The following is a 19,465-nucleotide window of genomic DNA, read 5'->3' as shown; positions in this document are numbered from 1 at the left end:
CGCCGCCCCAGCGTAGCATAGGGCGGCGTCTGGTGCCTTATCCCGCCACCGCCGCCGCGGCGGGCACGGCCTTCGCCTTGACGCCCAGCATGCGACAGATGGCGATGGTCAGATCCGACCGGTTCAGCGTGTAGAAATGGAAGTCATTCACGCCCTGGGCCTGCAACGCCTGACACTGCTCGGCGGCCACGGTCGCGGCGACGAGCTGGCGGGTTTCCGGGTCGTCGTCCAGGCCCTCGAAGGTCTCGGCCAGCTTCTTCGGCATCGATGCGCCGCACTTGCCGGCGAACTCCACCGCGCGGGCGAAGTTGGTGATCGGCAGGATGCCGGGGACGATCGGCACATGGATCCCAGCCGCGGCACAGCGGTCGAGGAAGCGGAAATAGGCGTCGTTGTCGAAGAAGAACTGGGTGATGGCACGGGTGGCGCCAGCATCGACCTTGCGCTTCAGGTTGTCGAGGTCGAACTGGGCGCTCGGCGCCTCCGGATGGGATTCCGGATATGCGGCGACCGAGATCTCGAAATCGGCGATGCGCTTCATCCCCGCGACCAGATCGGCGGCATAGGCATAGCCGCCGGGGAACGGCTCGTACCGGCCGCCGACGCCGCCGGCGGTCTCCGGCGGGTCACCGCGCAGCGCCACCAGATGGCGGATGCCGGCGTCCCAATAGGTGCGGGCGATCGCGTCGATCTCGTCGCGGGTGGCGCCGACGCAGGTGAAGTGGGCGGCGGCCGGGATGCCGGTTTCCGCCTGGATGCGGCAGACGGTGGCATGGGTGCGTTCGCGGGTAGAGCCGCCGGCGCCGTAGGTCACCGACACGAAGCTGGGCGAGAGCGGGGCCAGCCGCCGGATCGACTGCCACAGGCTCTGCTCCATCTTCTCCGACTTGGGCGGGAAGAACTCGAAGCTGATGGAGGGCAGCGCAGAGGTGGGCGCGGTCATGACGGAACTCCGCTGAGCGAGTGGGCTGGCTTTTGGACTTGCGGGGAAGGAATTTGCGCGCCGGCCGCAATACGGGTGGCCGGCCAGATCGAAACGGTGAGGGGGTCGCCCGGCAGATGCACCACCGGGCCGCAATCCAGGCCCGACTGGCGGCACCAGCCGGCGACCTCGGCGTCCGAGAAGCCCAGGCGGCGGTGCGCATGCTCCTCGCGCAGGGCTTCCAGATGATGGGGGGCGAAATCGACGACCAGCAGCAGGCCGCCGGGGCGCAGGACCCGCGCCGCCTCGGCCAGGACGCCGGCCGGCGATTCGGTATAATGCAGCACCTGATGGATCACAGCGGCGTCGAAGGAGCCGGACGGGAACGGCAGCTGGTACATGTCGGCCTGCCGGACATGGCAGTGGCGCAGGCCCGCCTCCTCCAGCCGGTTGCGGGCGACGGCCAGCATCTCGCGCGACTGGTCTACCCCGATCGCGCGATGGACGCGCCCGGCCAGCACCTCCAGCATTCTTCCGGTGCCGGTGCCGATATCCAGCAGTTCCTCCACCCCCTCTTCCGGGAACAGGCGCAGCAGGGCGGCCTCGACCTCGCCTTCCGCAACGTGAAGGGAGCGGATTTCGTGCCAGCGCGCGGCATTCTCACGGAAATAGGCGGCGGCGGTCTCCGACCGGGCGCGCTTGATGGCGTCCAGCCGCTCCAGATCCAGGATCAGGGTGGGATCGTCGGCGGGGATGGCGGCGACCAGCACCCGCGCCAGCTCGGCCGACTGCCCCTTCTCGGCGAGGCGGTAGAAGGCGAAGGTGCCCTCGCGGAAGCGGTCGAGCAGTCCGGCATCGCACAGAAGCTTCAGATGGCGCGAGACGCGCGGCTGGCTCTGGCCCAGGATCTGGGTCAGCTCCGTCACCGTCAGTTCGCCATGCGCGCAGAGCGCGAGCAGCCTGAGCCGGGTCGTTTCGGCCGCCGCCTTCAGCGTCGCAAGCAGATCGTCCATCGCCTCACGTCCGATTCGGGCCAGGGGGAGGGCCGGAGAGGGTGGTGGCCGGCCGGTGCACCATGCCCGGCCGCTCCGGATACAGATATAAAGATATCTTTATGCGTCGTAAACCGCTTTTCGCGAACGGCGGCGGCAATGGCCGCGAAACGGCCTCGCCCGGCCGCTTTCACTGCGCAGTTCCGCGGTCCGAGCCGACCCTGCGCAAGCTTTACCGGGGTTCTGCGGCAAAGCCGCCACAATCGTTGCGCCGTTCCGGAGGGCGGGCCCGCGCATGCTGGTCAAAGGGTCAAGCCTGTGTTAGGTCAGGAAACGGTGGAAATTCTGCGATATCTCGCCCAATCTTCCCCCCGACCGCGTAGCCACCTTGCCAAGGTTGAGGACTTCGGACATCGGAGTCTTCGGTTGTGGACAGGACATGCGACGCCCCGCACCTGAGTCGAGCCCACAGATAAAGAGCCGTCGCACATGAAGCTGGCCAGCCTTTCCCGCTCCCTCCTCCGTACGGCCACCGTCCTGGCCTTCGCCCTGACGGCCACCGCCTGCGCGACCAATCCGGGCGACTCGGGTGCTTCGGATGCGGCCTACCGGGTCAGCGATCCGCTGGAAATCCCCAACCGCTTCGTCTTCGCCGCCAACGAGGCGGCCGACGTCCTGGTGATCCGCCCGGCGGCGGAGGTCTATGTGGGTGTCGTGCCCGATCCGGTTCGCGAGGCGGTCCACAACTTCATCGACAACCTGATGGCGCCGCTCTACATCGCCAACAACCTGCTGCAGGGCAATGTCGAAGGGGCATCGAACGCCACCGGCCGCTTCCTGACCAACACCATCCTTGGCGTGGGCGGTCTCGCCGACGTCGCCAGCGAGGCGGGCATCCCGCACGCGCCGGAGGATTTCGGCCAGACCCTGGCAGTGTGGGGCGTCGGCGACGGCCCGTATCTGGTCCTGCCGCTGCTCGGCCCGTCGAACCTGCGCGACACCGCCGGCTATGCCGTCGACACCGTCGGCGACCCGATCCGCATCTGGGCCTACGGCACCGACCACAAGGGCATCTATATGACCCGCGGTATCGTCAGCGCCGTCGACCGCCGGTCGGAGGTGCTGAAGGAGATCGACGACCTGCGCCGCAACTCGCTGGACTTCTACGCCACCGTGCGCAGCCTGTACCAGCAGCAGCGCCGGGCGGCGATCAACAACAACAAGGCGGATACGACGCCGGAATTCCCGGATTTCACCACGCCGCCGAAGCCCTGAGCACCTCATCGATGCCATGGCCGCGCCGGGGGCCGCACCGGAATTGCCGCACCCTGCCCTTCGGGTTGGGAGCGGCCATCCGGCGGCGTCCGATCCGGCGGGCGTGGGCCGAGACCCGGTCGGGACCGTCCCAAAAGCGTTCAGATGCCGCCCAAAGGCCAGATGACCGTTGACAAAGTCGCCGCAACAGCCACCTTTCGCCCCATCATGCTGACACGCCGCCAGTTTGTCGCGTCCGCTGCCCTGCTCGCGGTGAGCGGTTGGGCCGGGCACTCTCTCATCTCTCCCGCCGCAGCGCAGAGCGCGGACCAGGGGGCAGCCTCGTTCATCCAGAAACTGGGGAACGACGCCATCGCAACCTTCTCGGACAAGAGCCTGTCGCGCGATCAGGCGATCCAGCGCTTCCGCAAGCTGCTGTACGCCGGCTTCGACGTGCCGTACATCGGGCGCTGGGTGCTGGGCCGCTACTGGAACAGCGCCAACGAGGCGCAGCGGACCGAGTACCAGAAGCTGTTCGAACAGCTGATCGTCAACACCTATGCCGAGCGTTTCGTCGAATATTCGGGCGAGACCTTCAAGATCACCGGCGTCACCCCGGCCGGTGAATCGGACAGCATGGTGACGACGCAGATCGTCCGCCCCAACGGCCCGCCGGTGAATGTCAGCTGGCGTGTCCGCAAGGTCGGCGCCGATTACAAGATCATCGACGTGGTGGTGGAGAATGTCAGCATGGGCGTGACCCAGCGGCAGGAATTCGCTTCCGTCATCGAACAGAATGGCGGCCGCGTCGACGGCCTGATCCAGGCGTTGCGCCAGAAGGTCGGCCGCACCGGCTGACAGCCGGGCGGCCAGGCAGACAACAATCCGCAAAAGGCCGCTTTCCCGACGGGAAGCGGCCTTTTCCTTGTTCAGCTTGCCGGTGCTGCCATTGGCCGGCCGTTCAGAAACCGTGACGCGCCTGCCCGAACGGGCTATCGTTGCCCCGACGCTGCTGTCTTTCGTCATACGGTGGATCCGGGAACCCGACGCCATGGCCGAACGCGATCCGAAAGAGATCGACGAATTCCGGACGATCATCCAGGCGCATCAGGCGTGGCTGAAGCGTCCGTCCAGCGGCCGGCGCGCCGACCTCAGCTTCCGCGACCTGTCGCGGCTGAACCTGGAGCGCGTGTCGCTGGCCGGCGCTAAGCTGGCCGGGGCCAATCTCAGCAACACCCGCATGGTGAAGGCAGACCTGTCGCAGGCCGATCTGTTCGGCGCCGACATGGAGGCGGTGAACCTGACCGGCGCCATCCTGACCGGCGCCGATCTGCGCGGCGCCAACCTGCACCGTGCGCTGCTGACCGACGCCAACCTGCGCGGCGCCGATTTCCGCGCCGGCGAACTGGTGGACAGCGGCGGAACGGACGGCAGCCCGACGGCCCGCGGCACCGGGACCACCCGACTGACCGAAGCGAAGATGGAACGGTCGATCCTGGCCGGCGCCAACTTCTCCGGCTGCGACCTGACCGGCGCCGACCTGAACGATGCCGACCTGACCGGGGCGGAACTGACCTCGGCCGTGCTGATGGGCACCGATTTCTGCGGCGCCAATCTGGACGGGGCGGTGTTCGGCAACACGGTGATGGACCACGCCACCCTGACCCGCACCTTCATCCCCTTCGCCCTGCCCCCCGACGCCATCGTTCGGCCCAGCTACACCGCGATGCCGGTCGCCGAGTTCCTGGAATTGGTGGAGCGGCACGAGCGCTGGGTCGACAGCGGCGGCGCGGAGGGGGCGCGGCTCGACCTCGACCTCGTGTCGGTGGCCGGAGCGGACCTGCATGGGCGGACGCTGGCGGCGGCCCGGCTGCGCCGCTGCCGCCTGCCCGGCGCCCGCCTGACCAAGGCCAGCCTGGAAATGGCGGAGCTATCCTATATCGATCTGGACGAGGCCGACCTGCGCGACGCCGTGCTGCGCGGAGCCACCCTGCGCCGCGCCTATCTGGCGCACACGCTGATGAATGGTGTGGACGCAAGACCGGTGCCGCTGGCCGGCGGTCGCGACTGGCCGGCCAATTTCGAAGGCGCCGACTTCTCGGACTCCGACCTGCGCGACTCCACCATGGGGCCGGCGGTGGTGCGGGGCGCCGTGTTCAAGAACGCGCTGACCGACCGGTCCGGCATCGACATGCCCGGCGCGTCCAGCCCCTTCCCCCCTCCCCCACCGGAAGAGCGGCGGCGGCAGAAGCGCTTCGTCCGGCCCGGCATGGTCGTCCACACCGACCATGGCAGCTTCCCGGCCCGCAACTGGTCGGTGGGGGGCTTGTGCCTGCTGGCGGTCAACCAGCCCTACCAGCGCGGCCAGACCTTCCAGGCCCGCGTCGTTCTGGCCGACCGGCAGGAGGTGGCCGCCGTCGCCAACCTTGTCGTCCTGCATCGCGACGAGGAGCGCGGCCAGCTGTCCGTCCGCTTCCACCAATATGGCGACGACCTGAAGGCGCTGCTGAAGACCGCCTTCCTGGAGCACCAGAAGATGGCCGGCTGAGGCCGGCATTCATTCCGCCTTCCGCCAAATCGTTCGAAAACACAGGATCGTTGATTCTCCGAAACGAACAGGGGGAACGATCCAAAGGACCTCCTGTTTGAAGGGAGCACGCCGGATGGGAGCAAGAGCCCGCCGGTCGACACCCGAAGGAGGCTCCCATGGCAGACGAACAGAAGCCCAGGAAAGTTGGTGTGTATGACGGCTCCGACGGCGGGGCCGGCAGTTCGGGCATGAACTGGATGTGGATCATCATCGGCCTGATCGTGGTCGCGATCGTCCTCTATCTCCTGTTCCGCTGACCCGGCAGCACCCGCCGCCATGACGGCCGACAACGGACCGCCCCTCGCCCGGAGCGCCGACAAAGGCGATGGCGAAGGCGATGCGGTCATTCCCCTGCACGACGAGTCGGTGACCGTCGGCAAGCAGCGGGTGGAACGAAGCCGCGTCCGCGTCACCACGCGCGTTTCCGAACGCGAAGAGATGGTCCGCGAAGCGCTGGAGCATGAAGAGGCCACGGTCACCCGCGTGCCCATCGATCGCGAGATCGACGCCCATCCCGGCATCCGCCAGGAAGGGGACGTGACGGTGATCCCGCTGGTCGAGGAAGTGCTGGTGGTGGAACGCCGCCTGATCCTCCGCGAAGAACTGCACATCCGCAAATCCAGGCGCACCGTCGAATTCGAGCAGCCCGTCACCCTGCGTTCCGAAGAGGCGGTGGTGGAGCGGGTCACAGCCCCGACCGCACCCGTCCGGTCCCCCAATCAGAACATGTCTGAGGAGTAAAGCCGATGACCAAGACCATCGTCGCCCTCTACGACCACCGATCCGACGCCGAAACCGCCTCGCGCGACCTGCAGGCCGCCGGTTTCGAGTCCAGCGCCATCGAAATCCTGTCGCACGGCGACCTGATCGGCGGCGGCTGGAGCGGCGGGACGTCCGCGACCGGAACCGGTATGGGCACCACCACCGGCGACGCGTCGCTGGGCGCGGCCAGCGGCATGGCCCGCACCGACCTGTCCACCGGCTATGTCGCCTCGCCCAACACAGTGCCGGGCAGCGGCATCGGGACCGGCACGACGGCGACGGGGACCGCGGGCTACACGGGGTCCACGACCGGCACCGGTTCGGGGGGCATGCTGACCCGCCTCGCCGGCTGGGGAGTCCCGAACCGGGATGCGGAGGTCTATGCCGAAGGCGTCCGCCGCGGCGGCTCGCTGCTGAAGGTCCGGTTGGACGAGGACGATGTCGACCGCGCCATGGAGGTGCTGGAGCGCGGCAATGTGGTGGATGTCGAGGAACGCGGTAGCGCCTATCGCGAGTCCGGCTGGACCGGCTACGACGAGACCGCCGACTATTATGACGACCGCTCGGCGGAAGAGGAGCGGCTGCGCTATTCGCCGGGCCGCACCACCACCGAAGGGACCGGCCTGACCGGCGCCGCGGCGGCCATGCGCGACGTGAACACCGAACGCACCCGCAGCGGCACGTCCGAACGCGAGGAGCAGATCCCGGTTGTCGAGGAGCAGGTCAACATCGGCAAGCGCACGGTCGAGCGCGGTGGCGTCCGCGTCCGCAGCTATGTCGTCGAGACGCCGGTCGAGGAGCAGGTGCGCCTGCGTGACGAGACGGTCACCGTCGAGCGCCGCCCCGGCGGCATGGTGGAGGGCAGCACTGAGGTTCCGGCCGACGCCTTCCGCGAACGCACCATCGAGGTGACGGAGACCGACGAGGAAGCGGTGGTCAGCAAGACCGCCCATGTCCGCGAGACGGTCGTGGTCCGCAAGGATGTCGAGGAGCGCGCCCAGAGCGTCCGCGACACCGTCCGCCGCACCGAGGTCGAGATCGAGGATACGCGGGACGAGAACCTGCGCGACCGCCGCACCGACCGGTCGGACGACGTCACCCGCTGACCGGACTTACCGTTCGCGGACATGAAAAAGGCCGCCCCTTCCAGCCGGAGGGGGCGGCCTTTTTCGTTCAGCCTACAGGATCAGCTGCGGACCAGCGGCTTGTACTTGATGCGGTGCGGCTGGTCGGCGTCGGCGCCCAGGCGGCGCTTCTTGTCGGCCTCATAATCCTGGAAGTTGCCTTCGAACCATTCGACGTGGCTTTCGCCCTCGAAGGCCAGGATGTGGGTGGCGATGCGATCGAGGAACCAGCGATCGTGGCTGATGACCACGGCGCAGCCGGCGAACGCCTGCAGCGCGTCTTCCAGCGCCCGCAGCGTGTCGACGTCCAGGTCGTTGGTCGGTTCGTCGAGCAGCAGGACGTTGGCGCCGGACTTCAGCATCTTGGCGAGGTGGACGCGGTTGCGCTCACCGCCCGACAGCTGGCCGACCTTCTTCTGCTGGTCGGGGCCGCGGAAGTTGAAGCTGGAGACATAGGCGCGGCTGGGCATGGTCTTCTTGCCAAGCTCGACCAGATCCAGCCCGTCGGAGATCTCCTCCCACACCGTCTTCTTGGCGTCGAGGCTGTCACGGCTCTGGTCGACATAGCCGAGCTTCACCGTGTCGCCGACGCGGAAGGTGCCGGCGTCCGGCCCGTCCTGCCCGGTGATCATGCGGAACAGCGTGGTCTTGCCGGCGCCGTTCGGGCCGATGACGCCGACGATGCCGCCCGGCGGCAGCCGGAAGGACAGGCCGTCGATCAGCAGGCGGTCGCCGAAGCCCTTGGCGATGTTCTCCGCCTCGATGACGACGTTGCCCAGGCGCGGCGGCACCGGAATGACGATCCGCGTCTCGCCGCCCTGCTCCTTGGCGCTTTCGGCCAGCAACGTCTCGTAGGCGGTGATACGTGCCTTGCTCTTGGCCTGACGGGCGCGCGGGGACTGCCGGATCCACTCCAGTTCGGTGGCCAGCTGCTTCTGCCGGGCTTCCTCCTGGCGGCCTTCCTGCTCCAGGCGCTTCTGCTTCTGCTCCAGCCAGGACGAGTAGTTGCCTTCCCACGGAATGCCCGACCCACGGTCGAGTTCGAGGATCCAGCCGGTGACGCTGTCCAGGAAGTAGCGGTCGTGGGTGACCAGCACGACGGTGCCCTTGTAGTCCTCCAGGTGCTTCTGCAGCCAGGCGACCGATTCGGCGTCGAGGTGGTTGGTCGGCTCGTCGAGCAGCAGCAGGTCGGGCTTTTCCAGCAACAGCTTGCAGAGAGCGACGCGGCGGCGCTCACCGCCCGACAGCTTGGTCACGTCGGCGTCGCCCGGCGGGCAGCGCAGGGCGTCCATGGCGATCTCGACCGTGCGGTCGATGTCCCAGGCGTCGGCCGCGTCGATCTTCTCCTGCAGCTCGCCCTGTTCGGCCAGCAGCGCATCGAAATCGGCGTCCGGATCGGCCATCAGGTTCGACACTTCGTTGAAGCGGTCGAGCAGCGCCTTCGTCTCCTTCAGCGCCTCCATGACGTTTTCCTGGACGTTCTTGGTCGGGTCCAGCTGCGGCTCCTGCGAGAGGTAGCCGACCTTGGCGCCCTCGGCCGCCCAGGCCTCGCCGGAGTAGTCCTTGTCCAGACCGGCCATGATCTTCATCAGGGTCGACTTACCGGCGCCGTTGACGCCGAGCACGCCGATCTTCACACCCGGCAGGAACGACAGCCAGATGTTGTCGAGAACCTTCTTGCCGCCAGGATAGACCTTGCTCAGGCCCTTCATGACATAGACATACTGGTAGGACGCCATGCGCCGCTCCGACCTTCCGAAAAGATGTGAGAATTGGCGCCGCCCATTCCTTGCGGTTCTACGGCACCCTGTCGCTAGGGTCCGGTTTTAGCGCATAAGGAGCTTGCATGAAACCTTGTTGAGCCGACTCGCGGGGATCGGGCGGCAACAGGAGGAAGAGGATTGGTCAGTTCCAAAGTGGAAATCTACGTCGATGCCGACGCCTGCCCGGTCAAGGCCGAGATTTACAAGGTCGCCGGCCGCACCGGCTGCAAGGTGTGGATCGTCGCCAACGCGCCCTTGCGCCTGCCGACCGAGTGCATGGCGGAGCTGGTGGTGGTCAGCGACGGCTTCGACGCCGCCGACAACTGGATCGCCGAACAGGCCGGCCCGACCGACATCGTGGTGACCGCCGACATCCAGCTCGCCGACCGTTGCGTGAAGCGCAACGCGGTGGTGATCGGCCCGACCGGGCGCCCATTCACACCGGACAGCGTCGGCTCGGCGCTCGCCACCCGCGCGCTGATGCAGGATTTGCGCGACATGGGCGTGGTCGGCGGCGGCAACGCTCCGATGAGCCAGCGCGACAAGTCGCAGTTCCTGCAGACGCTGGACCAGGCGGTACAGGCGCTGAAGGCGGGGCGCCGGCCGAAGTTCCGGTGAGAGCTGACGCAACGGTTGCCCCCACCTAACCTCCCCCGCTGGGCGGGGGAGGGGCTGCCGCCACTTTTCCGAACAAGCACTTGCCCCCTCCCCCGCCCAGCTCTCGCACAAAGCTTCGCTTTGTGCTGACGCGGCAGGCGGACCGTAGGTCCGCTGAGAGCGGGGGAGGGTTGGGGTGGGGGCAATCCGCCCCTACACCCGAACCACCTTGCCCGGATTCAGCAGATTGTCCGGATCGAAGGCGCGCTTCAGGTCGCCCATGACGTTGAACGCTTCGCCGGTCTCCTGTTCCAGGAACGCCATCTTGCCGTAACCGATGCCGTGTTCGCCGGTGCAGGTGCCGCCCATCTCCAGCGCGCGGGTCACCATCTTGTCGGCAAGGCGCTGGGCCTCGGCCAACTCGGCCGGGTTCTCCGGGTCGAGGACATAGACGAGGTGGAAGTTGCCGTCGCCGACATGGCCGACCATCGGGGCCAGCATGTTGGACTCGGCCAGATCCTGCTTGGTCTCCAGGATGCAGTCGGCCAGACGCGAGATCGGCACGCACACGTCGGTCGGCCAGCCCTTCGACCCTGGACGCAGCGCGAGTGCGGCGTAGTAGGCGTCGTGCCGGGCCTGCCAGAGCTTGCTGCGGTCTTCCGGCCGGGTGGCCCAGGCGAACTCCATGCCGCCATGTTCCTGCGCGATGGCGGCGACCATCTCCGCCTGCTCCTTCACGCCGGCCTCGGTGCCATGGAATTCGAAGAACAGGGTCGGGGCGACCGCGTAGTCGAGCTTGGAGTATTTGTTGACGGCGTCGATCTGCACCTCGTCCAACAGTTCGATGCGGGCGACCGGAACGCCGACCTGGATGGTCTGGATCACCGTGTCGACGGCGCCCTTGATGGTCTGGAAGGCGCAGACGGCCGACGAGATGGCCTCGGGGATGCCGTAGAGCTTCAGCGTCACCTCGGTGATGATGCCGAGCGTGCCTTCGGAGCCGACGAACAGGCGGGTCAGGTCATAGCCGGCCGCCGATTTGCGCGCCCGCCCGCCGGTCTTGATGACGCGGCCGTCAGCCAGAACCACGGTCAGGCCCAGGACATTCTCCCGCATCGTGCCATAGCGCACGGCGTTGGTGCCGCTGGCCCGCGTCGCCGTCATGCCGCCCAACGAGGCGTTGGCGCCGGGATCGATGGGGAAGAACAGGCCGGTGTCGCGCAGATGCTCGTTCAACTGCTTGCGGGTCACGCCGGCCTGGACGGTGACGTCGAGATCCTCCGGGCTGACGCGCAGGATCTGCTGCATGCCCGACAGATCGATGGTGATGCCGCCGGCCAGCGCGGCGATGCCACCCTCCAGCGAGGTGCCGGTGCCGAAAGGAATGACCGGCAGCTTGTGCTTCGCGCAGATCTTCACGATCGCGCTGACTTCCTCGGTCGAGTTGGCGAAGGCGACGCCATCCGGCGGACAGGGCGTGTGATAGGACTCGTCCTTGCCGTGATGCTCGCGCACCGGCAGGGAGGTGGTGAACCGGTCGCCCAGCAGAGCCGTCAGCTCGGCCCGAGCCTCCTCGGTCAGGGCCGCGCGCGGCTGGGTGGTGGCGATGACGGTCATGGGTGTTGTCCTCCCCGCTCCAAGATTCATTGGGATGGTTCATTGGTATGACCAAGCGAGGCTAAAGCGGCAGGCAAGCCCTTGGCAAGACGGGCGCTGTGCAGGGGTGGGATGCCGGGATGCCACAGGTTGGCGACACCCTGACACAGAAACCGCCACACCTGTTGCACCGGCGGCGCAACAGTCCGTGCAACACCTGTTGCAACGCCCCACCCCGCCGCATCACCTCCGACCGTTGAAAATCAAGAAAATCCGCTGAACTGACCATCTGGCACGGCGGTTGCTCTTACCCCTTCGAACCGCGCGTCGATCAACGGCGCGCCGCAACGAGGGGGAGGCGCAATCTTGGCTCCGGTCGTCGGCATCGTCGCCAATCCGGTTTCCGCCCGCGACATCCGCCGGGTCGTCGCCAACGCCACCAGCCTGCAGATCGCCGACCGGGCGAACATCCTCCTGCGGGTGCTGGCGGCGCTGCATGCCTGCGGCGTGCGCGACGTTCTGATGATGCCGGAGAATGGCGGCATCCGCGCCCATGTAGACCGCGGCATGATGCGTGCCCGCTCACGCGGCGAGGACATCTATCCCGCTCTCCACCCGGTTTCGATGCCGATCACCGGCACGGTCGCCGATACACATCGCGCCACCGCCGAGATGCGGCGGGCCGGCGTGTCGGCCCTGGTGGTGCTGGGAGGCGACGGCACCCACCGGGCGGTGGCGGCCGAATGCGGGACGGTGCCGATCGCCGGCATCTCCACCGGCACCAACAACGCCTTCCCCGAACACCGGGAGCCGACCATCACCGGGCTCGCCACCGGGCTGGCGGTGACCGGGCGGGTGCCGCCGCACATCGCCTTCGCCGCCAACAAGCGCATCGACGTGTCCCTCGACCGCGGGGCAAACGGCGGTGCCGTCACCGAGATGGCGCTGGTCGACGTGGCGCTGGTGACGGAGCGCTACATCGGCGCCCGCGCCCTTTGGCGGACCGAGAATTTCCGCGAACTCTACGTCACCTTCGCCGACCCGGAGGTGATCGGCATGTCGGCCATCGCCGGCCTGCTGGAACCCGTCGGCCGCGAGGAGAGCGGCGGCCTGATGGTGCGGTTGTCACCCGACGCCGACTGCCGCAAGGGCACCACCACGCTCCACGCCCCCATCGCGCCGGGGATGATGGCGCGCGTCGGCGTCACCGACTGGCGCCGCATGCCGGCCGACGTGGCCTTCGTGCCGGAGGTCACCGCCGGCTCCATCGCGCTGGATGGCGAGCGCGAACTGTCCTTCACCGAACGCGACCGTCTGTCCCTGACGCTCCGGGACGACGCCTTCCGCACGGTCAACGTCGCCGCGGTCATGCGGCACGCCGGCCAGAACCGGCTGCTGACCGGCACCCCGGTGCCCGTCACGGCCGCCTTCTAACCACCAAACACCAGTCAGGGAGAAAACACCTCATGGCCCAGAATCCCTTCCCCCTCGGCAAGGACGAGTTGCTGAAGGCCTACCGCACCATGCGGACGATCCGCGAGTTCGAGGAGCGGCTGCACGTCGATTTCGCCAAGGGCGACATCCCCGGCTTCGTCCACCTCTATGCCGGCGAAGAGGCCTGCGCCACCGGCATCATGATGCACCTGAACGACAACGACCGCATCGCCTCCACCCACCGCGGCCATGGCCACTGCATCGCCAAGGGCGTCGACGTTCACGCGATGATGGCGGAGATCTACGGCCGCTCCACCGGCGCCTGCCGGGGCAAGGGCGGGTCGATGCACATCGCCGACCTGTCCAAGGGCATGATGGGGGCCAACGGCATCCTCGGCGCCGGCGCGCCGCTGATCTGCGGCGCGGCGCTGGCGGCCAAGGTGCGCGGCGACCGCGGCGTCGGCATCACCTTCGTCGGCGACGGCGCGTCCAACCAGGGCACCTTCCTGGAGAGCCTGAACCTCGCCGCGGTGTGGAACCTGCCGGTGGTCTTCGTGGTGGAGAACAACGGCTACGCCGAATCCACGGCGATGGAATGGGCGGTGTCCTGCGACAGCTATGTCGACCGCGCCACCGGCTTCGGCATGCCGGGGGTCACGGTGGACGGCACCGACTTCTTCGCGGTTTACGAGGCGGCCGGCGAGATCATCCGCCGCGCCCGCGACGGCGGCGGTCCGGCGCTGTTGGAATGCAACATGGTCCGCTTCTACGGCCATTTCGAAGGCGACGCCCAGACCTACCGCGCCAAGGGCGAGCTGGAGGCGATCCGCGCGTCGCGCGACTGCCTGACCATCCTGTCGGAACGGCTGATCGAGGCCGGGGTGATCGCACGGGAGGAGTTGCAGGCGGTCGACCGCGAGGTGAACGCGCTGATCGAGGACGCCGTGCGCGCCGCCAAGGCCGCCCCGCTGCCGGCGGCGGAAGACCTGCTGAGCGACGTCTACGTCACCTACTGAGCCAATTCCAAGAAACGCCAAACGCGCGGAGGAAACACATGTCCCGCAAGATCAGCATGAAGCAGGCGATCAACGAGGCCCTGGACCTGGAGATGCGCCGCGACCCCACCGTCATCGTCATGGGCGAGGACATCGTCGGCGGCACCGGCGCCCACGGCGAGGATGACGCCTGGGGCGGCGTGCTGGGCGTCACCAAGGGGCTGTACGCCAAGCATGGCAACCGGCTGATGGACACGCCGCTGTCGGAATCCGCCTATATCGGCGCCGCCATCGGTGCCGCCGCCTGCGGCCTGCGGCCGGTGGCGGAGCTGATGTTCCTGGACTTCATGGGCGTCTGCTTCGACCAGATCTTCAACCAGGCCGCCAAGTTCCGCTACATGTTCGGCGGCAAGGCGGTGACGCCGGTGGTGATCCGGGGCATGGTCGGCGCCGGTTTCCGCGCCGCCGCCCAGCATTCGCAGATGCTCACCCCGCTGTTCACCCACATTCCCGGGCTGAAGGTGGTCTGCCCCAGCAACGCCTATGACGCCAAGGGCCTGCTGATCCAGTCGATCCGCGACAACGACCCGGTGATTTTCTGCGAGCACAAGAACCTCTACGGCTTGGAATGCGAGGTTCCGGCGGAGAGCTACGCCATCCCCTTCGGCGAGGCGAACGTCCTGCGCGACGGCGACGACGTGACCATCGTCAGCTACGGCCTGACCGTCCACCGCGCCATGGAAGCTGCTACCGCCCTGGCGAAGGACGGCACCGAAGCGGAGGTGATCGACCTGCGCACCCTGTCGCCCATCGACTGGGACACCATCGTCGAGAGCGTCGAGCGCACCGGCAGGCTGGTGGTGGTGGACGAGGCGCATCCGCGCTGCAACCTCGCCACCGACATCGCGGCCTTCGTCGGGCAGAACGCCTTCGGGGCGCTGAAGGCGGGGGTGCAGATGGTGACGGCGCCGCATACGCCGGTGCCCTTCGCGCCGTCGCTGGAGGACCTGTACGTCCCCAGCGCCGACAGCATCGCCAGCGCCGTGCGCCGCACGCTGTCGCCCAAGGGGGCGCGCAGCATCGCGGCGTGAGGTAGGCGCCGGCCTGATTGCCCCCACCCTAACCCTCCCCCGCTTCGCAGGGGAGGGAACTCCGCCCCATTCCCGAACAAGCGCCAATCCCCTCCCCCGCCCAGCGGGGGAGGGTCGGGGTGGGGGCAAAGAACTGCGGGGCGGCACCACGCCCCAATCAAAAAAGCATTCCCAGGAGCCTGAACCACATGTTGAACGAGCGCATCAAGCCCATCGTCATGCCGAAATGGGGCCTGTCCATGTCGGAGGGCAAGGTCACCGGCTGGCTGAAGCGGCCGGGGTCCACCATCTCCATCGGCGATGAGCTGCTGGAGGTCGAGACCGACAAGATCACCAACGTGGTCGAGGCGGGAGAGACCGGCGTCCTGCGCCGCGTGCTGGGCGAGCCCGGCACCGTCTATCCGGTCAAGGCGCTGATCGCCGTACTGGCCGAACCCGACGTGCCGGACGACGACATCGACGCCTTCATCAGCGCCTATGCCGTGCCGGCCAGCGAAGACGACGGCGAGGCCGAGGCCGGCCCGCAATACCACACCGCCGAGACGCCCGCCGGCACCATCCGCTACGCCAAGCGAGGAGAGAGCGGCCCGACCGTCCTGCTGGTCCACGGCTTCGGCGGCGATCTCGACAACTGGCTGTTCACCATCGACGCGCTGGCGGAGAACGCCACCGTCTACGCGCTCGACCTGCCCGGCCATGGCCAGTCGACCAAGCAGATCGCCGACGCCAGCCTGTCCGGCCTATCGCAGGCGGTGCTGGGCTTCCTCGATGCCGTCGGGGTGGAGCGCGCCCATTTCGTCGGCCATTCGATGGGTGGAGCGGTGTCGATGCGCACCGCGCTCGACGCGCCGGGCCGGGTAGCGTCGCTGTCGCTGATCGCGTCGGCCGGCCTGGGCGAGCAGATCGACCACGGCTACATCCAGGGCTTCATCGGTGCGACATCGCGCCGCGACCTGAAACCGGTCCTGGAGACGCTGTTCGCCGACCGTGGCCTTGTCAGCCGCAATCTGGTTGACGACCTCTTGAAGTACAAGCGGCTGGACGGCGTTGACGAGGCCCTGCGGGCGTTGTCGGCGTCGCTGTTCACCGAGGGCCGGCAGGCCAGCGTGCTGGCATCCGGGATCGCGGACGCCAGGACGCCGACGCTGGTCGTGTGGGGCGAGGAGGACCGCGTCATCCCCGCCGACCACGCCCAGGCGCTGGCGAACACGGCACAGGTCGCCGTCATCCCCGGCGCCGGCCACATGGTGCAGATGGAGGCGGCCGGCAAAGTGAACGCGCTGCTGAAGGACCACATCGCCAAGGCGGGCTGAGACACCTCCCCGCTCTTCATCTCCGAACATCTCGCCACCGGCGCGCAGGCCGTCCGCCAGCGCGCCGGCAGGAGACAGCTCATGCCTGATCTCAAGGACAAGAGCATCATCGTCACCGGTGCCGGCCGCGGCATCGGCGCCACCATCGCCAAGGCGCTGGCCGCCGACGGTGCCAAGCTGACCATCGCCGACCGCACCGAGGCCGACGCCCGGCAGGTGGCCGAAGCCATCCGCGCCGCCGGCGGCAGCGCCATCGCCGTCACCGTCGATGTCCGCGACCGCGCCGCGGTCCGCCGCATGATCGACGAGACGGTGAAGGCCCATGGCCGGCTCGACGTCATCTTCAACAATGCCGGCATCGCCCAGACCAAGCCATTCCTCGACATCACCGAGGACGACTGGCACACGGTCAACGACGTCAACGCGCTGGGCGTGCTGATCGGCATGCAGGAAGCGATCAAGACGTTCAAGAGGCAGGGCGGCGGCGGCAAGATCGTCAACACCGCCTCCATCGCCGGCAAGCAGGGCTACGAGCCGCTGGCCCATTACTCCGCCAGCAAGTTCGCCGTCGTGGCCCTGACCCAGGCCGCCGCGCGCGGCTTCGGCAAGGACGGCATCACCGCCAACGCCATCTGCCCCGGCGTGGTGGCGACCGAGATGTGGAAGGTCATCGACCAGGGTTTCCGCGACACCGGCATCACCAAGTCGGAAAACGAGGCCTTCGACATGTTCGCCGCCGGTGCCGTGCTGGGCCGGCCTTCGCGGCCCGACGATCTGGTCGGCGTCGCCCGCTTCCTCGCCTCGTCCGACAGCGACTTCATGACGGGCCAGTCCCTGCTGGTCGATGGCGGGATGGTGTTCGCCTGACCGTCCTGAACGCCTGCCCCGCTCAGAAGAATAAATCCGGAGGACACATCCGATGAGTTCGACCGACACGATGAAGGCCGCCGTCTGGCATGGCCGCAAGGACATCCGCGTCGAAGACGTGCCGCTGCCGGGCGCCCCGCCCGCCGGCTGGGTGCAGATCAAGGTGCATTGGTGCGGCATCTGCGGGTCCGACCTGCATGAATATGTCGCCGGCCCGGTCTTCATCCCCGTCGACACCCCCCACCCGCTGACCGGCCTGAAGGGCCAGTGCATCCTGGGCCACGAGTTCAGCGGCGAGATCGCGACGCTCGGCGAGGGCGTCACCGGCTTTGCGGTCGGCGACCGGGTGGCGGCCGACGCCTGCCAGCATTGCGGCGAGTGCTATTACTGCAAGCACGGCATGTACAACATCTGCGAAAAGCTGGCCTTCACCGGCCTGATGAACAACGGCGCCTTCGCCAGCCTGGTCAACGTTCCCGCAGAGTTGCTCTACAAGCTTCCCGACGGCTTCCCGACCGAGGCCGGCGCCCTGATCGAACCGCTGGCGGTCGGCATGCATGCGGTGAAGAAGGCCGGCAGCATCGTCGGCGAGACCGTGGTGGTGGTCGGCGCCGGGACCATCGGCCTGTGCACCATCATGTGCGCGAAGGCGGCGGGCGCCGGCCGGATCATCGTCCTGGAGATGTCCGCCGCCCGCAAGGCCAAGGCGCTGGAGGTCGGCGCCAGCATCGTGCTCGACCCCAAGGAGTGCGACGCGGTGGCGGAGGTCAAGGCGCTGACCGGCGGCTACGGCGCCGACGTGTCGTTCGAGTGCATCGGCCACCGCGACACCGCCAAGCTCGCCATCGACGTGATCCGCAAGGCCGGCAAGGCGGTGCTGGTCGGCATCTTCGAGGAGCCCAGCTCCTTCAACTTCTTCGAGATCGTCGCCACCGAGAAGCAGGTCATCGGCTCGCTGGCCTACAACGGCGAGTTCGCCGACGTCATCCGCTTCATCGCCGACGGCCGCATCGACGTTCAGCCGCTGATCACCGGCCGCATCACGCTCGATGACATCGTCAGCGGCGGCTTCGAGGAGCTGGTCGCCCACAAGGACCGCAACGTGAAGATCATCGTGCAGCCGCAAAGTGCGGCGGCCGAACAGCCGGAGCTCGTCCACTGATGGCCCTGCCCGCGATGCACAAGCCCCGCCCGGAGCATCGGGCCGAGAAGCCGGCCTGGCTCCGCGCCCGTGCCCCCGGCGGGGCGGCGTTCGAGGACACGCAGTCGCTCGTCCGCCGCCACGGCCTGAACACGGTCTGCGAGGAGGCCGCCTGCCCCAACATCGGCGAGTGCTGGAGCAAGCGGCACGCCACGGTGATGATCCTGGGCAGCGTGTGCACGCGGGCCTGCGCCTTCTGCAACGTCGCCACCGGCCGGCCGGACGCGCTCGATCCCCACGAGCCGGACCGGCTGGCCGAGGCGGTGGGCGAACTGGGCCTCGCCCATGTCGTCATCACCTCGGTCGACCGCGACGACTTGGCCGACGGCGGTGCCGCTCATTTCGCCCGCTGCATCCGCCGCCTGCGTGAGACCGCGCCAGCCACGACGGTGGAGGTGCTGACCCCCGATTTCCGCAACAAGCCGGGGGCGGTGGAGACCGTGGCGGACGCCCGGCCCGACGTCTACAACCACAATCTGGAAACCGTGCCGCGGCTCTATGCCGATGTGCGGCCGGGGGCACGCTATTACGGCTCGCTGCGCCTGCTGGAGCGGGTGAAGGAGCGCGATCCGTCGATCTTCACCAAGTCCGGCATCATGGTCGGGCTGGGCGAGGAGCCGGCGGAGGTGTTGCAGGTGATGGACGATCTGCGGGCGGCGGGCGTCGATTTCCTGACCATCGGCCAGTATCTCCGCCCCACCCCCAACCACCACCCGGTCGCCCGCCACGTCACGCCGGAGGAGTTCGAGCGCTACGGCACGGTGGCACGGGCCAAGGGCTTCCTGATGGTGTCGGCGACGCCACTGACCCGCTCCTCCCACCACGCCGGGCGTGACTTCGAGGAGTTGCGGCGGCGGGCACGGGCGTCGGCAATGGGAGCCGCCGCACCCCAGTGAGCCGAGACAGTCTGATCGACTTTCGGCGGTCGTCATTTTATCTATTATGAATGAACGCTCCCAAGGAA

At 68.0% G+C, this 19,465-nt stretch carries 18 protein-coding genes; 14 read left to right on the top strand and 4 right to left on the bottom strand.

Annotation, left to right across the window (positions count from 1 at the left end):
• Positions 1-37 precede the first annotated feature (37 nt).
• Both metF and ACCD06_RS07455 read right to left on the bottom strand, forming a co-directional pair.
• The gene (metF, locus tag ACCD06_RS07460; RefSeq protein ID WP_109155511.1) at positions 38-943 is read right to left on the bottom strand and encodes a methylenetetrahydrofolate reductase [NAD(P)H]; all 906 of its coding nucleotides are present in this window, start codon (positions 941-943) and stop codon (positions 38-40) included.
• Positions 940-1,935: an ArsR/SmtB family transcription factor gene (locus ACCD06_RS07455; RefSeq protein WP_109155512.1), complete on the bottom strand. Its 996-nt coding sequence runs from the start codon at positions 1,933-1,935 to the stop codon at positions 940-942. The genes metF and ACCD06_RS07455 overlap by 4 nt, the downstream gene beginning before the upstream one ends.
• A gap of 468 nt (positions 1,936-2,403) precedes the next feature.
• On the opposite strand from ACCD06_RS07455, the gene ACCD06_RS07450 reads away from it, so the two are divergent.
• The 6 genes from ACCD06_RS07450 (at position 2,404) to ACCD06_RS07425 (ending at position 7,626) form a co-directional block, all read left to right on the top strand.
• Positions 2,404-3,189 carry a VacJ family lipoprotein gene (locus ACCD06_RS07450; RefSeq protein WP_109155513.1) on the top strand — a complete coding sequence of 262 codons (786 nt, stop codon included), beginning with the start codon at positions 2,404-2,406 and terminating at the stop codon, positions 3,187-3,189.
• Positions 3,190-3,351: 162 nt separating this feature from the next.
• Positions 3,352-4,026, top strand: a complete 675-nt coding sequence (locus ACCD06_RS07445; protein ID WP_247871099.1) for a phospholipid-binding protein MlaC — start codon at positions 3,352-3,354, stop codon at positions 4,024-4,026.
• Positions 4,027-4,219: 193 nt separating this feature from the next.
• Complete coding sequence (locus ACCD06_RS07440) at positions 4,220-5,716, top strand: pentapeptide repeat-containing protein (protein ID WP_413339817.1); 1,497 nt, start codon at positions 4,220-4,222, stop codon at positions 5,714-5,716.
• A gap of 158 nt (positions 5,717-5,874) precedes the next feature.
• Positions 5,875-6,015, top strand: a complete 141-nt coding sequence (locus ACCD06_RS07435) for a hypothetical protein (RefSeq protein ID WP_158282065.1) — start codon at positions 5,875-5,877, stop codon at positions 6,013-6,015.
• 19 nt (positions 6,016-6,034) lie between these two features.
• Complete coding sequence (locus tag ACCD06_RS07430) at positions 6,035-6,499, top strand: YsnF/AvaK domain-containing protein (RefSeq protein WP_413339815.1); 465 nt, start codon at positions 6,035-6,037, stop codon at positions 6,497-6,499.
• A gap of 5 nt (positions 6,500-6,504) precedes the next feature.
• Positions 6,505-7,626, top strand: coding sequence for a YsnF/AvaK domain-containing protein (locus ACCD06_RS07425; protein ID WP_109155515.1), 1,122 nt, complete (start codon positions 6,505-6,507; stop codon positions 7,624-7,626).
• 80 nt (positions 7,627-7,706) lie between these two features.
• Here ACCD06_RS07425 and ettA read toward each other — a convergent pair whose 3' ends face one another.
• Positions 7,707-9,383 (bottom strand): energy-dependent translational throttle protein EttA, encoded by a 1,677-nt coding sequence (gene ettA, locus ACCD06_RS07420; protein WP_109155516.1) that lies wholly within the window; start codon positions 9,381-9,383, stop codon positions 7,707-7,709.
• A gap of 177 nt (positions 9,384-9,560) precedes the next feature.
• On the opposite strand from ettA, the gene ACCD06_RS07415 reads away from it, so the two are divergent.
• Complete coding sequence (locus ACCD06_RS07415) at positions 9,561-10,025, top strand: YaiI/YqxD family protein (protein WP_199231854.1); 465 nt, start codon at positions 9,561-9,563, stop codon at positions 10,023-10,025.
• A 192-nt stretch (positions 10,026-10,217) separates the two neighbouring features.
• Here the strand turns inward: ACCD06_RS07415 and ACCD06_RS07410 are convergent, their stop codons facing one another.
• Positions 10,218-11,621: an FAD-binding oxidoreductase gene (locus ACCD06_RS07410; protein ID WP_109155518.1), complete on the bottom strand. Its 1,404-nt coding sequence runs from the start codon at positions 11,619-11,621 to the stop codon at positions 10,218-10,220.
• Between the two features lie 345 nt (positions 11,622-11,966).
• On the opposite strand from ACCD06_RS07410, the gene ACCD06_RS07405 reads away from it, so the two are divergent.
• The 7 genes from ACCD06_RS07405 to lipA all read left to right on the top strand — a co-directional run bounded on the left by ACCD06_RS07405 (position 11,967) and on the right by lipA (position 19,397).
• The gene (locus ACCD06_RS07405) at positions 11,967-13,034 is read left to right on the top strand and encodes an ATP-NAD kinase family protein (protein ID WP_109075235.1); all 1,068 of its coding nucleotides are present in this window, start codon (positions 11,967-11,969) and stop codon (positions 13,032-13,034) included.
• A 32-nt stretch (positions 13,035-13,066) separates the two neighbouring features.
• Positions 13,067-14,050 (top strand): thiamine pyrophosphate-dependent dehydrogenase E1 component subunit alpha, encoded by a 984-nt coding sequence (locus ACCD06_RS07400; protein ID WP_109075236.1) that lies wholly within the window; start codon positions 13,067-13,069, stop codon positions 14,048-14,050.
• Positions 14,051-14,088: 38 nt separating this feature from the next.
• The gene (locus ACCD06_RS07395; protein WP_413339811.1) at positions 14,089-15,120 is read left to right on the top strand and encodes an alpha-ketoacid dehydrogenase subunit beta; all 1,032 of its coding nucleotides are present in this window, start codon (positions 14,089-14,091) and stop codon (positions 15,118-15,120) included.
• Positions 15,121-15,308: 188 nt separating this feature from the next.
• Positions 15,309-16,433 (top strand): acetoin dehydrogenase dihydrolipoyllysine-residue acetyltransferase subunit, encoded by a 1,125-nt coding sequence (locus ACCD06_RS07390; protein ID WP_413339809.1) that lies wholly within the window; start codon positions 15,309-15,311, stop codon positions 16,431-16,433.
• Between the two features lie 81 nt (positions 16,434-16,514).
• Positions 16,515-17,300: a glucose 1-dehydrogenase gene (locus tag ACCD06_RS07385; RefSeq protein WP_413339807.1), complete on the top strand. Its 786-nt coding sequence runs from the start codon at positions 16,515-16,517 to the stop codon at positions 17,298-17,300.
• A 52-nt stretch (positions 17,301-17,352) separates the two neighbouring features.
• Complete coding sequence (locus ACCD06_RS07380; RefSeq protein WP_413339805.1) at positions 17,353-18,462, top strand: 2,3-butanediol dehydrogenase; 1,110 nt, start codon at positions 17,353-17,355, stop codon at positions 18,460-18,462.
• Positions 18,462-19,397: a lipoyl synthase gene (lipA, locus tag ACCD06_RS07375; protein WP_109075239.1), complete on the top strand. Its 936-nt coding sequence runs from the start codon at positions 18,462-18,464 to the stop codon at positions 19,395-19,397. The genes ACCD06_RS07380 and lipA overlap by 1 nt, the downstream gene beginning before the upstream one ends.
• The last annotated feature ends 68 nt before the right edge of the window (positions 19,398-19,465 follow it).

It is taken from the genome of Azospirillum sp. CT11-132, from assembly GCF_047302835.1.
Taxonomy (GTDB): Bacteria; Pseudomonadota; Alphaproteobacteria; order Azospirillales; family Azospirillaceae; genus Azospirillum.
The sequence above is the reverse complement of the archived record's forward strand: the minus strand, read 5'-3'. Positions and strand labels throughout refer to the sequence as shown.

Bases quoted from the DNA above. Each gene is read 5' to 3' on its own strand.
- ACCD06_RS07430 (WP_413339815.1), top strand. From the start codon at position 6,035: ATGACGGCCGACAACGGACCGCCCCTCGCCCGGAGCGCCGACAAAGGC.
- ACCD06_RS07400 (WP_109075236.1), top strand. From the start codon at position 13,067: ATGGCCCAGAATCCCTTCCCCCTCGGCAAGGACGAGTTGCTGAAGGCC.
- ACCD06_RS07450 (WP_109155513.1), top strand. From the start codon at position 2,404: ATGAAGCTGGCCAGCCTTTCCCGCTCCCTCCTCCGTACGGCCACCGTC.
- ACCD06_RS07435 (WP_158282065.1), top strand. From the start codon at position 5,875: ATGGCAGACGAACAGAAGCCCAGGAAAGTTGGTGTGTATGACGGCTCC.
- metF (WP_109155511.1), bottom strand. From the start codon at position 943: ATGACCGCGCCCACCTCTGCGCTGCCCTCCATCAGCTTCGAGTTCTTC.
- ACCD06_RS07410 (WP_109155518.1), bottom strand. From the start codon at position 11,621: ATGACCGTCATCGCCACCACCCAGCCGCGCGCGGCCCTGACCGAGGAG.
- ACCD06_RS07440 (WP_413339817.1), top strand. From the start codon at position 4,220: ATGGCCGAACGCGATCCGAAAGAGATCGACGAATTCCGGACGATCATC.
- ettA (WP_109155516.1), bottom strand. From the start codon at position 9,383: ATGGCGTCCTACCAGTATGTCTATGTCATGAAGGGCCTGAGCAAGGTC.
- ACCD06_RS07390 (WP_413339809.1), top strand. From the start codon at position 15,309: ATGTTGAACGAGCGCATCAAGCCCATCGTCATGCCGAAATGGGGCCTG.
- ACCD06_RS07445 (WP_247871099.1), top strand. From the start codon at position 3,352: ATGACCGTTGACAAAGTCGCCGCAACAGCCACCTTTCGCCCCATCATG.
- ACCD06_RS07425 (WP_109155515.1), top strand. From the start codon at position 6,505: ATGACCAAGACCATCGTCGCCCTCTACGACCACCGATCCGACGCCGAA.
- lipA (WP_109075239.1), top strand. From the start codon at position 18,462: ATGGCCCTGCCCGCGATGCACAAGCCCCGCCCGGAGCATCGGGCCGAG.
- ACCD06_RS07380 (WP_413339805.1), top strand. From the start codon at position 17,353: ATGAGTTCGACCGACACGATGAAGGCCGCCGTCTGGCATGGCCGCAAG.
- ACCD06_RS07395 (WP_413339811.1), top strand. From the start codon at position 14,089: ATGTCCCGCAAGATCAGCATGAAGCAGGCGATCAACGAGGCCCTGGAC.
- ACCD06_RS07455 (WP_109155512.1), bottom strand. From the start codon at position 1,935: ATGGACGATCTGCTTGCGACGCTGAAGGCGGCGGCCGAAACGACCCGG.
- ACCD06_RS07385 (WP_413339807.1), top strand. From the start codon at position 16,515: ATGCCTGATCTCAAGGACAAGAGCATCATCGTCACCGGTGCCGGCCGC.